This is a genomic window from Pseudoalteromonas sp. KG3 (assembly GCF_030436385.1).
Classification (GTDB): domain Bacteria; phylum Pseudomonadota; class Gammaproteobacteria; order Enterobacterales; family Alteromonadaceae; genus Pseudoalteromonas; species Pseudoalteromonas prydzensis.
In genome coordinates, this window is record NZ_CP098523.1 from 3,230,860 (window position 1) to 3,243,886 (window position 13,027).

At 42.7% G+C, this 13,027-nt stretch carries 14 protein-coding genes; 12 read left to right on the forward strand and 2 right to left on the reverse strand.

What is annotated here, in order from left to right; translation table 11 throughout:
* The first annotated feature begins 16 nt into the window (after positions 1-16).
* The 10 genes from NDQ71_RS15230 to rpoS all read left to right on the forward strand — a co-directional run bounded on the left by NDQ71_RS15230 (position 17) and on the right by rpoS (position 7,093).
* The gene (locus tag NDQ71_RS15230; protein ID WP_301561796.1) at positions 17-646 is read left to right on the forward strand and encodes a hypothetical protein; all 630 of its coding nucleotides are present in this window, start codon (positions 17-19) and stop codon (positions 644-646) included.
* 61 nt (positions 647-707) lie between these two features.
* Entirely contained in the window at positions 708-998 is a 291-nt protein-coding gene (gene ftsB / locus NDQ71_RS15235; protein WP_064665470.1) for a cell division protein FtsB, read from the forward strand.
* A complete protein-coding gene (ispD, locus tag NDQ71_RS15240; protein ID WP_192542878.1) occupies positions 988-1,689 on the forward strand; it encodes a 2-C-methyl-D-erythritol 4-phosphate cytidylyltransferase in 702 nt (233 codons plus the stop codon). The genes ftsB and ispD overlap by 11 nt, the downstream gene beginning before the upstream one ends.
* The gene (ispF, locus tag NDQ71_RS15245; protein WP_064665472.1) at positions 1,686-2,168 is read left to right on the forward strand and encodes a 2-C-methyl-D-erythritol 2,4-cyclodiphosphate synthase; all 483 of its coding nucleotides are present in this window, start codon (positions 1,686-1,688) and stop codon (positions 2,166-2,168) included. The genes ispD and ispF overlap by 4 nt, the downstream gene beginning before the upstream one ends.
* The gene (truD, locus tag NDQ71_RS15250; RefSeq protein ID WP_301561797.1) at positions 2,165-3,214 is read left to right on the forward strand and encodes a tRNA pseudouridine(13) synthase TruD; all 1,050 of its coding nucleotides are present in this window, start codon (positions 2,165-2,167) and stop codon (positions 3,212-3,214) included. The genes ispF and truD overlap by 4 nt, the downstream gene beginning before the upstream one ends.
* On the forward strand, positions 3,195-3,959 hold the full coding sequence (surE, locus tag NDQ71_RS15255) for a 5'/3'-nucleotidase SurE (protein ID WP_301561798.1): 765 nt from the start codon (positions 3,195-3,197) through the stop codon (positions 3,957-3,959). The genes truD and surE overlap by 20 nt, the downstream gene beginning before the upstream one ends.
* On the forward strand, positions 3,949-4,587 hold the full coding sequence (locus NDQ71_RS15260) for a protein-L-isoaspartate(D-aspartate) O-methyltransferase (protein ID WP_301561799.1): 639 nt from the start codon (positions 3,949-3,951) through the stop codon (positions 4,585-4,587). The genes surE and NDQ71_RS15260 overlap by 11 nt, the downstream gene beginning before the upstream one ends.
* Positions 4,588-4,596: 9 nt before the next feature.
* Positions 4,597-5,175, forward strand: a complete 579-nt coding sequence (locus tag NDQ71_RS15265; protein ID WP_064665476.1) for a YqaA family protein — start codon at positions 4,597-4,599, stop codon at positions 5,173-5,175.
* Between the two features lie 41 nt (positions 5,176-5,216).
* Positions 5,217-6,041: a peptidoglycan DD-metalloendopeptidase family protein gene (locus NDQ71_RS15270; protein WP_301561800.1), complete on the forward strand. Its 825-nt coding sequence runs from the start codon at positions 5,217-5,219 to the stop codon at positions 6,039-6,041.
* A gap of 56 nt (positions 6,042-6,097) precedes the next feature.
* Entirely contained in the window at positions 6,098-7,093 is a 996-nt protein-coding gene (gene rpoS / locus NDQ71_RS15275) for an RNA polymerase sigma factor RpoS (protein ID WP_064665478.1), read from the forward strand.
* An 87-nt stretch (positions 7,094-7,180) separates the two neighbouring features.
* On the opposite strand, the gene mutS is transcribed toward rpoS, so the two are convergent.
* A complete protein-coding gene (mutS, locus tag NDQ71_RS15280) occupies positions 7,181-9,751 on the reverse strand; it encodes a DNA mismatch repair protein MutS (RefSeq protein WP_301561801.1) in 2,571 nt (856 codons plus the stop codon).
* 21 nt (positions 9,752-9,772) lie between these two features.
* On the opposite strand from mutS, the gene NDQ71_RS15285 reads away from it, so the two are divergent.
* The gene (locus tag NDQ71_RS15285) at positions 9,773-10,261 is read left to right on the forward strand and encodes a CinA family protein (RefSeq protein ID WP_192542871.1); all 489 of its coding nucleotides are present in this window, start codon (positions 9,773-9,775) and stop codon (positions 10,259-10,261) included.
* A gap of 68 nt (positions 10,262-10,329) precedes the next feature.
* A complete protein-coding gene (recA, locus tag NDQ71_RS15290) occupies positions 10,330-11,376 on the forward strand; it encodes a recombinase RecA (RefSeq protein ID WP_192542870.1) in 1,047 nt (348 codons plus the stop codon).
* A 199-nt stretch (positions 11,377-11,575) separates the two neighbouring features.
* Here the strand turns inward: recA and NDQ71_RS15295 are convergent, their stop codons facing one another.
* Positions 11,576-12,769 carry a DcaP family trimeric outer membrane transporter gene (locus NDQ71_RS15295; protein WP_301561802.1) on the reverse strand — a complete coding sequence of 398 codons (1,194 nt, stop codon included), beginning with the start codon at positions 12,767-12,769 and terminating at the stop codon, positions 11,576-11,578.
* Positions 12,770-13,027: the final 258 nt, after the last annotated feature.

Below are 13,027 nucleotides of genomic sequence, written 5' to 3' on the forward strand. Positions count from 1 at the left end.
TTTTTGAGTATAATCGTTGGCTGCAAGCGACCCTTTTCAACAAGTCGATATTTGGCAATCTGATGCGCAGCGTGTGCTGTACACGCAGCTGTGTAATGCCTTTTATGCGCGAGAAATTGCTTTGTTAGTCGCTGAACCTAATGAGCAACGCCTGCGTAAACGATTAAAAAGCCTTCCTTTTTATATTGAACGTGCGGCAGCCGCGGTGGTTAATGGTCAGGTTCCTTTTCAGTTAGATCCCTATAATGGCAGTTGGCTCGATAAGCAAAAGCTACAGCCTCCTAACGAAAAAAGTAATGATGATTTTTATCAAACACATAAAAAGCTGGGTTTAATTGTGCCGCTTTTACTTAATCGCGCAAATCAAACCCGTGTTGCAATAGACAGCATCGACCAAGTAAGCGACAATAAACTTCATTGTAATGAGCATGGTTGGTTTGATGACCAAGGGCAGCCTCTTGAGGGGCAATCGGTGGTGTTATTAAAGCCTACAAAAGCAACAATGGCCGCTGCATGTTGTGGTCATCAATGGTCTTTTGACAAACGTATCACACCGCGAACATTATCACTGAGAGAAATGCTGTTAGCAGGTAATATCAATTGGCGTAATTTAAAGCGCCCCCATGTTCGAGTTAAAAAAATATAATACCAGTTGCCTTAAGCGCATTATAAATTTGTACTGGTAGAGTAAAACCAAGGAGTGTTTAATGCGACTGTTTCAACTCACGCTGCTGTGTTTAGCGTTATTTGTACAATACCGATTATGGTTTGGCCACAATGGAGTACAAGATTATAGTCGTTTAAAAGCCGCTGTTACTTCTCATCAGGATACCAACGCTCAGCTACTTAAACGAAATAAAGTACTTAAAGCCGACATTGAAGATTTAAAGCTTGGCCAAGAAGGGGTAGAAGAGCGTGCCCGTAATGAATTAGGGATGATCAAACCCGGCGAAACATTTATTCGTGTTTTACCTGGGCAACAACTCAATGAAAACTAATTATACACTTGCAGTAATAGTCCCTGCCGCTGGCGTGGGAAGTCGAATGCAACACTCCGCCCCAAAGCAATATATACGTTTGGCAGGCAAAACTATTCTTGAGCATACGCTGGCTAAGTTAGCGCAGTTAAAGCAAGCAACCAGTATTATTGTGGCGGTTAGTGATGATGATCCCTACTTTGATTCTTTAGCGTTTATCGATCAACGCATTGTGCGAGCAAGCGGCGGAAAAGAGCGCGCCGACTCAGTTCTTAATGGCTTATTGGCATTGGCAGATAACCCGCCTGACTGGGTGTTAGTACATGATGCCGCAAGGCCATTAGTCACACTAGCTGATGTTGAGCACTTACTAACTGAATGTATTAGCGCCAATGAAGGTGGCATTTTAGCCTGTAAAGTCAAAGACACCATTAAACGTGGTAGCACACATAGTGAGCAAACCGTGCCACGAGATGACTTATGGCAAGCGTTGACTCCGCAATTATTTAAGTACCATGATTTAACTCAGGCGCTACAAAGTGCGCTCGCTCAACAGGTAACAATTACCGATGAAGCCTCAGCAATTGAATGGGCTAAGAAGCCTGTTAAGCTAGTTGCAGGTCGCAGTGATAATATTAAAATAACCACTCCAGAAGATTTAGATTTAGCCAACTTTTTACTCCAAAAACAACACAGTGAGAATGCATTATGATTCGAATCGGCCATGGCTTCGATGTCCATAAATTTGGTGGCGAAGGCCCGTTAACTATTTGTGGTGAAAAGATTGCTTACCCGCAAGGCTTTTTAGCGCATTCCGACGGTGATGTTGCTATTCACGCGTTATGTGACGCAATTTTAGGTGCCTTGGCGCTGGGAGATATTGGTAAGCACTTTCCTGATACGGCTAGTGAATATGAAAATATAGATAGCCGTATTTTGCTGCGCCACGTAGTTGATTTAGCTAAACAGCAAGGTTATGAGCTGGGCAATGCTGATGTGACGATTGTAGCGCAAGCGCCAAAAATGTTGCCGCACATCCAAGCTATGCGTACTAATCTGGCCGCTGATTTAAATGCTGAACTTAGCCAAGTAAACGTCAAAGCCACCACCACCGAAAAGCTCGGTTTTGAAGGCCGTAAAGAGGGTATTTCAAGTCATGCCGTGGTAATTATGAGTAAACAATCACTATGAGTGAGTTAAACTATTTATACGGTGCGCCATTATCTAAAGCGGATTTTAAAACCAGTGCTGAAGATTTTATGGTGGATGAAGACCTAGGCATAGAATTTACCGGCAGCGGTGAACATGTGTGTTTACAGGTGGTAAAAAAAGGTGAAAACACTCAGTACGTTGCTAAGTTATTAGCCCAAAAAGCGGGGATCTCACTGCGTGATGTAAGTTACGCAGGTATGAAAGACCGCCACGGTGTGTGTAGTCAGTGGTTCAGTGTGCCGGTACCAATAAAAAAAGAAATTGATTTCACTGAGCTCAATAGTGACTCGGTTTTTATCATTGCCCAGCAGCGCCATAACCGTAAATTACGTACTGGCTGCCATAAAGGGAATAAATTTACTATTACGCTGCGCAATGTCACACAGCCGTTAGATATCCTTTGTAGAATTAATGCCGTACGTGCCGGTGTACCTAACTACTTTGGTGAGCAACGCTTTGGTCACGATGGGCATAATCTTGAAATGGCCAAGCGGATGTTTGCCGGTGAGCGCATTCGCGATAAAAAGTTGCGCGGTTTAATTATCTCTGCGGCACGCTCTTATGTGTTTAATCAAATTGTGAACTTACGTGTTGCTGAGCACGGCCTAGCGAAAACGATGCACCGAGAAGTGTTTATGCTCAGTGGCAGTAATGCTTTTTTTGAAGATGCAATTAGCGATGAAAATATCGCTCGCCTTGCCTCTGGCGACATTATGATGTCTGCGCCTTTGGTGGGTAAAAGTGAAAAAGGTCTCACCGAACAAGAAAAATTATGGCTGGCACCTTATCAAGAGTGGTGTGATGGGCTTGGTGAATTAGGGCTTAAAAATGAACGTAGAATGCTGCGCTTGATACCACAAGATTTAACCGTAGCAACGATTGACGAAACCACCATTAAATTAAGTTTTGGCTTACCTAAAGGTACCTTTGCTACGGCATTATTACGTGAGCTGGTGGATTACACTGATGCCAGCCCCCGTGTACATAAAGAAAAGGACGCTGAAGATGAAGATTCTGCTAAGTAATGACGATGGCGTAAATGCAAAAGGGATTGCGGTGTTGTACCAAGCACTGATGCAAATTGCAGAGGTTACCTTAGTGGCACCTGATCGCAATTGCAGCGGCGCAAGCAACTCGTTAACTTTAATGAACCCACTGCGGGCAACCACGCTTGATAATGGCTTTATTTCGGTCAATGGCACCCCAACTGATTGTGTGCATTTGGGCGTTAATGAATTACTGACTGAAAAACCCAATCTGGTGGTTGCCGGTATTAATCACGGCGCTAATTTAGGTGATGATACCTTGTACTCTGGTACAGTTGCCGCTGCAACTGAAGGTCGTCATTTGGGGTTGCCCGCAGTGGCTGTATCGTTATGTTCTAAAGAAGGCAATCACTTTGAAACGGCAGCCGCGGTGACTGTAAGCATAATTAAAGAGCTAGCTTCTCATCCGCTACCAAAAGATCAAATCATCAATATCAATGTGCCAGATATTCCTTTATCTGAGCTTAAAGGCGTACAAGTTACCCGGTTAGGCGCGCGCCATAAAGCCGAAACCATGACAAAACAACAAGATCCATGGGGCCGCGATATATACTGGTACGGTGTGTTGGGGCCTGAAAGTGATGCAGGTGTTGGCACTGACTTTTACGCAATTAATAATGGCTATGCTTCAGTTACCCCGTTAAGTGTTGATATGACGGCGAAAGACAGTTTAGTAGCGGTAGGAGATTGGCTGAAAACAATGGAGATCAACGGTGCTGGCTAATTATACTCGCAGCGCACGTGCGCTGGCTGAATTATTACAGCGTGAGGGTGTTGAAGATAAAGTGGTGCTCAGCGCTATTGCTGATATTCCACGGCATTTTTTTATAGATGATGTGCTTAAACACAAAGCTTATCAAAATACAGCGCTGCCAATCGGCCAAGGGCAAACAATCTCACAGCCTTATATTGTTGCGCGGATGACGGAGCTGCTGCGTTTAGCTGGGGTACGTGAAAAAGTACTCGAAATTGGCACTGGCTCTGGCTACCAAACCGCAATATTGGCTAAAACCTTTACAAAAGTATTTTCGGTGGAACGTATTAAAGCGTTACAATGGCAAGCTAAGCGCCGTTTACATAACCTTGATCTTTATAATGTTTCCATGAAACATGGCGATGGCTGGCAAGGTTGGCAGTCGCAAGCACCATTTGACGGCATTATTGTCACTGCCGCTGCATCGCAGGTACCGCAGGCATTACTTGACCAACTCAGTGATGGGGGGGTGATGATTGCGCCAATTGGTAATGAAGACCAACAACTGGTTATGGTTGTACGCGAAGGCGAAAAATTTACTCAACATGTTATTGCGCCAGTTAGGTTTGTGCCTTTAGTGCCTGGCGATATTGAATAGGAAGTCACTTTGAAATTGTTTACTAAGTTGTATGATATGGCATTAGTGTGGGCAAAACATCGCCACGCAGAGCGTTATTTAGCAGGGATGAGTTTTGCTGAATCAGTTATTTTTCCTATTCCACCGGATGTAATGCTTGCGCCGATGTCGCTGGCACAACCAAGCAAAGCATGGCGTTTTGCTACATTTGCTACGGTTGCTTCAGTGCTTGGCGGTGTGTTGGGTTATTTACTCGGGTTTTGGTTGTTTGAACCTGTAGTAGAGCCTCTAATCGCGCAAATGGGCTGGCAAGAAAAGTTTAATATTGCCTTAAATTGGTTTAAGGAGTATGGCGTGTGGGTGGTATTTTTAGCGGGCTTTTCCCCCATACCCTATAAAGTGTTTACCATAGGTGCAGGGCTTTTACATATGGCGTTTTTACCTTTTTTGTTAGCTTCTGCGGTTGGTCGCGGCGCGCGTTTCTTTTTAGTCTCAGCACTGATGAAATGGGGCGGAGTAAAAATGGAGCAAAAATTACGTCAATACGTTGAAGCACTTGGCTGGGGATTAGTGATTTTAGTGGTGGTTGCATACTTTTTATTGCGTTAAGCATTAAAAACCACAATTATTAATACAAGGAGCAAAACACTATGAATAAGCAGTACATTTTCTATGTTACTTTATTTACAAGTGTTTTGCTCAGTGCTTGCTCTTCTCGCCAAGCGCCAGCGCCAGTCAGTAGTTTAAATACCAGCGTTAAACCCTACACTAGCAAAGTGAATATTAATGGCGATCGCTATATTGTAAAAAAAGGCGATACGCTCTATTCAATAGCCTTCAGCGCCCAGCAAGATTTTCGCACGTTGGCAAAAAATAATGATATTCCAGCCCCTTACATTATTCATCCCGGACAAGTGGTTTCGTTTAAAAAACCAGCAGCAAAAACAAAAAAGCAGAAAAAATATACGAATTCGAGTAAAAAGTCTACAAAAGAACCACAAAAAAATAACAAAAAATTAAAGAAAGAGCTTGATCAGCCAAAACAACGAGAGTATGTTCAAAAACAAGCTAGTAAAAAAGTTAGTAATTCCAACAGTTTGATTCCAGGAAAGGTACATTGGTCTTGGCCGGCTAAAGGGACAGTAACACAGCGGTTTTCAAGCAAAGAAAATGGCTATAAAGGGTTACAAATTACTAATAAAAAAGGTGTGGCTGTAGTTGCTGCTGCACAAGGAACAGTTGTATACGCGGGGAATGCACTTAGAGGGTACGGTAATTTAATCATTTTGAAACATAATGATGATTACCTTAGTGCTTACGCACATAACTCTAAGTTATTAGTGAAAGAAAAACAGGATGTGAAAGCTGGGCAAAAAATCGCAGAGATTGGCAGTTCAGATTCTGACGTAACGGCATTGCGTTTTGAGATCCGTTATCGAGGACAGGCTGTTAATCCCGAGAAGTATTTGCCTTAGCTATCGGGTATTGAACACAGTGATATAAGGTCACTTATTTGCTTGAGGGTACGCTCATGGGTAACACAGCAAAAATCGAGAAGACGAAAAACGCGGTTGATGATAAGTTTGATGATATAGCGGTAGAAGATGCTGCTTCTGAATTGTTAGATGACGTCGATAAAGATGATGACAAAGAAGATGAAATATTTGCCAAAGAGGAAATCACTAAAAATTTAGATGCGACTCAACTGTATCTAGGTGAGATTGGTTTTTCACCGCTGTTGAGCGCCGAAGAAGAAGTGTTTTTTGCCCGCAAAGCGTTAAAAGGCTGCAGTGCCTCCCGCAAACGCATGATTGAAAGTAACCTCCGTTTAGTTGTAAAAATCGCCCGCCGTTATAATAACCGTGGCTTAGCGCTATTAGATTTAATCGAAGAAGGTAACCTAGGTTTGATCCGCGCGGTAGAAAAATTTGACCCTGAACGTGGTTTTCGATTTTCTACTTATGCGACTTGGTGGATCCGCCAAACCATTGAACGTGCCATTATGAATCAAACGCGCACAATCCGTTTACCAATCCATGTGGTAAAAGAGCTTAATGTTTATTTACGTACCGCACGTGAGTTAACCCAAAAGCTTGACCATGAACCGACAGCAGAAGAAATTGCAGCCTCTTTAGATAGACCCGTTGAAGACGTGACTAAAATGCTGCGATTAAATGAAAAAATCACCTCTGTAGATACGCCAATTGGTGGCGAAAATGATAAAGCATTACTCGATATTATCGCCGATGAAAAAGGCTTTGGTCCGGAAGGTGAAGTACAAAACAATGATATTAATAAGCACATTGTTGACTGGTTGGGTGAATTGAACCCGAAACAACGTGAGGTATTAGCGCGTCGTTTTGGTCTATTAGGCTATGAGCCATCAACGCTTGAAGATGTTGGCCGTGAAATTGGTTTAACGCGTGAGCGAGTAAGACAAATTCAAGTTGAAGCACTGCGCCGCTTAAAAGATATTTTACAACATGAAGGGTTAAGTACTGATAGCTTGTTTGATCAGTTCTCATAACACACAAAAATAGACACACATTATAGCCAAATTTGAGTAGCTGAAGAGATAATCTCTTCAGCTATTTTTTTTTGCTCAATCAAATAATTAAAGTAATGCTTTTAATTTATAAAGTAAGTCTTGGGCTTGGCGCGGACTTAAGTCATCAATATCAATTTCAGCGAGTTGTGCTTCTACCTGTGATGGTTCAGATTCGAATAATGAAGGCTGTACTGCATTAATATCGGCAGTGACTGGCTGATGATTTTCGAGCATTTTCAGCTTTTGCTTAGCGTGTTTGATCACCGCTTTAGGCACCCCAGCAAGCGCTGCTACTTGTAAACCAAAGCTTTTGCTTGCAGCGCCATCAAGTACCGTATGCATAAAGGCAATGGTGTCGTTATGCTCTATTGCATCTAAATGAACATTCACCAGTCCAGCTTGTTGCTCGGCAAGTTCGGTTAATTCAAAATAATGGGTGGCAAACAAGGTTTTTGCCGATATTTTTGATGCTAAATGATCCGCTGTTGCATAAGCCAGTGATAGACCATCGTAAGTACTGGTGCCACGGCCAATTTCATCCATTAACACGAGTGATTGTGCAGTGGCATTGTTAAGTATAGTGGCGGTTTCCGTCATCTCGACCATAAAAGTTGAACGCCCTGATGCCAAATCATCACTGGCGCCAATACGTGTAAATATACGGTCGATATTACCAATCTTAGCGCTGTCTGCTGGCACAAAGCTACCAATGTGCGCCATTAACACAATCAGTGCTGTTTGGCGCATATAGGTTGATTTACCACCCATATTTGGCCCTGTGATGATCAGCATTTTACGCTGTGCATTAAGCTCTACCGGGTTGGCTATGAATGGGTCTTTCATGACTTGTTCAACCACTGGATGGCGGCCTTGCTTGATGCTGATATCGTCACTATCACAAAGTTCAGGTTTAGCATAATTAAGCGCAATCGCACGCTCAGCTAAGTTATTTAGCACATCTAAATCTGCCAATGCGGCTGCCATCATTTGTAGCTGCTCAATGTGTGGAGCAATAAACTCAAACAGTTGTTCGTATAGCTGTTTTTCAAGCGCCAGTGCTTTTGACTGGCTACCGAGTACTTTGTCTTCGTGCTCTTTAAGTTCTGGGATTATATAGCGTTCATTATTTTTAAGTGTTTGACGACGAATGTAATCAGCGGGCACTAAATGGGCATTAGCACGGCTCACTTCAATAAAGAAACCATGCACGCGGTTATAGCCAATTTTTAAAGTGCTAATACCGGTGCGCTCGCGCTCGCGCTGCTCGAGTTGTTCTAGTACATCTGTTGCGCCTTGGCTTAATGAGCGCCATTCATCGAGTTCACTGTTGTAACCTGGGGCAATGACGCCACCATCACGAATAAGTACCGGTGGGTTTTCAATCACGGCTTGTTCGAGTAATTGCTGTAACTCAGGTAATTCAGGAGATTGCGCAACGATTTGACTAATACGTGGATCGCTGGCATCGGTTAATAATTGGTGTAATGGTGCAAGGGCTTGCAGTGCACTGCGCAAACGGGTTAAATCGCGCGGGCGGGCAGTCCACAAGGCTAAACGAGCAATAACACGCTCAATATCACCTATTTGTTTTAATGACTCATGTAGCTCACCACACAGCTGTACGTCGATAATGGCACTAATGGCATTAAGGCGAGCGTTAAGCTCAGGTTTAGAACGTATTGGCGTATGAATACGACGCTTTAATAGCCGTGAGCCCATCGCTGTTGCTGTTTTATCAAGTACTTGTGCTAAGGTGTTTTCAAAGCCACCAGAAAGATTGACTGTCAGCTCTAAGTTTTTACGGGTGGCGGCATCTAAGATCACCGCATGCTCGTTATGCTCTAAAGTGATGGCGCGAATATGGGGAAGGGCAATTCGCTGCGTGTCTTTCACATATTGCATAAGGCAACCGGCGGCAACTAATGCAGCAGTTGCTTTATCAACCCCAAAACCGACTAAATCTTTAGTACCAAACTGCTCGCATAACAAATGTTGGGCGGTGTCTAAATCAAACTCCCACTCAGGGCGACGACGAATACCTTTAATATGCTCAATTAAATGAAAGTTGCTAAAGTCTTCGCTATACAGTAACTCTGCCGGTGTTAAGCGCTGTAAGGTTGAGCTAAATGCTTCTTCAGTATTTACTTCAACAATATTAAAACGACCTGAGTTAATATCTAAGTAGGCAACCCCAAATACACCTTTTTTACTTTGCCAAACGCTGGTCAGTAAATTATCTTGGCGCTCTTGTAATAATGCTTCATCAGAAATAGTCCCAGGGGTAACAATGCGCACTACTTTACGCTCAACAGGTCCCTTACTGGTTGCAGGGTCGCCCACTTGTTCACATATCGCAACGGATTCACCCATTTGAACTAAGCGGGCTAGGTAATTTTCTACCGCATGATAAGGGACGCCTGCCATCGGAATAGGATCGCCACCGGCTTTACCACGGTGAGTTTGTGAAATATCAAGCAATTGTGCTGCACGTTTTGCATCATCAAAAAATAGCTCGTAAAAGTCACCCATGCGATAAAAAAGTAAAATATCACGATGCTCAGATTTTATTTTTAGATACTGCTGCATCATCGGCGTTTGTTGACTTATAGTGTGTGGTGCATAAAGATCGAACGACATGTATTTACCCAAAGGCTGAATATGGAATTACATCAAGAGATTAAAACACTTGCTGCGCAATTAGGCGCTATTTTAACGGATAAACGCTTATGGATCACTAGTGCTGAATCATGTACTGGTGGAGGAGTGAGTTATGCACTAACCGATACCCCAGGCAGCTCGGCTTATATTGACCGTGCATTCGTTACTTACAGTAATCAAGCAAAGCAGGATTTACTGGGGGTTGCAGAGCAAACCTTAGCTTTATACGGCGCAGTGAGCGAGCAAACCGTATTGCAAATGGCGGCCGGCGCTTGTAAGGCCGCTGGTGCTGATATTGCAGTTGCGGTATCGGGGATTGCAGGGCCAGGCGGTGGCAGTGCTGAGAAACCAGTAGGTTTAGTATGGTTTTGCATTCAAATTGGCGATAAACAGTATCCGAGCCAACAAATATTTGCAGGCGATAGGGCACAGGTTAGATTGCAAGCTATTGTTTATGCTTTAAAAACTATTATAGGAAAGATAAATTAATAAAATTAGCTTGATACTGTGATTTCATACAGTATACTTGTCTGCATTAGCCGGATTTGGAGAGTAAAATGAACGATAACAAACAAAAAGCGTTGGACGCTGCTTTATCTCAAATTGAGCGTCAATTTGGTAAAGGCTCAATCATGAAATTGGGTGATAACAAAGCGTTAGATATTGACGCTGTATCAACGGGCTCTCTGGGCATTGATATCGCATTAGGCATAGGTGGTTTACCTATGGGACGTATCGTTGAAATATATGGTCCTGAATCATCAGGTAAAACCACGCTAACATTACAAGTTATTGCTGAAGCACAAAAAGAAGGTAAAACCTGCGCATTCGTTGATGCTGAGCACGCACTTGACCCAATTTACGCACAAAAATTAGGCGTAAATATTGATGAGTTATTAGTTTCACAACCAGATACCGGTGAACAAGCACTTGAAATTTGCGACATGTTAGTTCGCTCAAGCGCGGTTGACGTGGTTGTGGTCGACTCGGTTGCTGCACTTACACCAAAAGCTGAGATTGAAGGCGACATGGGCGATTCGCACATGGGTCTACAAGCACGTTTAATGTCACAAGCATTACGTAAGCTAACTGGTAATATCAAACGCTCTAACACTTTATGTATTTTCATTAACCAAATCCGTATGAAAATTGGTGTTATGTTTGGTAACCCTGAAACCACCACCGGCGGTAACGCACTTAAATTCTACGCGTCAGTACGTTTAGATATTCGTCGTATCGGCTCTGTTAAAGAGGGCGATGAAGTGGTGGGTAACGAAACCCGGGTTAAAGTGGTGAAAAACAAAGTTGCTCCACCGTTTAAACAAGCTGAATTTATTATCATGTACGGTGAAGGTATCTCTAAACATGGCGAGCTAATTGACTTAGGTGTTAAACATAAGTTGGTTGAAAAAGCGGGTGCTTGGTACAGCTACAATGGTAATAAAGTTGGTCAAGGTAAGTCTAACTCAATCAAGTTCTTAAAAGAGAACCCTGAGATTTCAAATGAGATTGAAGGTAAGTTACGTGACATGTTGTTATTAAAAGCAACTATCAAGCCTGACGATATTGAAGATGCTTTACTAGCAGATGATGCTGAGCTTTAAAGGTATTGAATAAGCGCGATTTGACCCGAGCTTAATCGTAAAAAAGCCGCTAAATTATTTAGCGGCTTTTTTGTGTTTGTAACAGCCAAGACCTTAATCCAATTGAGTGTAGATTGTTGATCTTTGATAAAATATATCACAGGCAATAAAAAAAAGCGGCCAAAGCCGCTTAAGGAAGTAATATAATTTTATTTTTAACTTAGAATGCGTACTTCACTGAGAACTGTAAGCGTTCCATATCGCCATCTACGCCACTTTCTAGTTCACGCTCTGCATGTTTAAACTCAGCACCAAAGGTTAAGCGTTTAACCGGTGAGTATAGAATGTTTGCGCTATAGCTTTGACTAGACTCGGTCGGATCACCTGAAATTGAAAGTAAGTCTGTGTTGTTATCGGCTGAGAAAAACGAGTATAAAAAGGTCGAACGCCATTTGCTGTTCCATTTATGTTGATAAGCTATAAAACCAGACGTTGAATCAATCGCATCTAAATCATTACCGTTAAGTACCGCACCATGTGCTACATTAACGCCAACATAGCGACCTAAACCTTTACCTTGGGTAAGCATGAATTTAAGGTTGTCTTCACCAAACTTCACCATACCCGATGCACTGATACCAAATGAGGTTTCATCGGCATCAACACCGCCAACTTTATATGTTAATTGGCGAGCAAGTGCAGCAACGACAAAGTTACCCCAATCTGCTTTGTGCGTGTAGCGTGCAGTAAAATCAGGCAATGAGGCATCATCGGTTACAGCCATTGATGGACTTTTAATACCCTGTGGATTTGTAGTAAAATCTGTAGTAATTGTGCTTTCTGGATTTTCTAAAGAGAAAGACCATGCGCCCGTGGTGTATTTAATTTGAGATTGACGCACAAATACAGTGCCTTCTGCTGGGCCTATAAAATCAAGAGCCTCTGGTAATGCGCCTACGTTTTGAAAGTTTGACCATGTTTGACCAAATAGCCAGCCGTCATAGGAAATAAAGGCATGGCGAATACGCGGAGAATATGAATTAGAAACACGTTCGTTACCACCTGGCGCCGAGGCTAAAAAATCGAGCTCTATATGTGTTTTAACGGTTTTACCGTTATCTAATAATGTCGCAGTGCCAAAGTTAAAGCGAGATTCACGTGCGTGCATATCAAATACTGCATCTGAGTTGTCATCGTTACCAACAGGGGTTGTGCTTGGAACATAAAAGTCACGGCCAACGCTTGTACCAGCAGGCGCACCCGCTGAATAATCACTCCACATTGCGTCGAGTTTTACATAACCGCCATAAGTAACATCAGTGCCACCAATGGTTGCGGCCTGAGCTGTGGCTGTCAGTGCGCACAGTACGGCAGTGGCGGTAAGTGTTTTTAATGCTATTGCTTTAGTTGTCATAGTCAAAGTCCTATTCTGGGCTACTTGTTGCATTATTGTAATTATGTTGTGATACCACTTTTGATTAAGTATGCTCTTTACTCAATTACCTATTGGTCTATTAGACTAAGGTGGCAGGTTGCTTTGTAACGCAACCAAATCATTAACACCTTGTATTAATAGTGCAAAAACTTAATATTTGAAAGTATGTTTGGGTACATAGAAATAAATCAAAGATAATACAACTAAGGTCTAATACTTTCGTTCGCTATGCTGAGT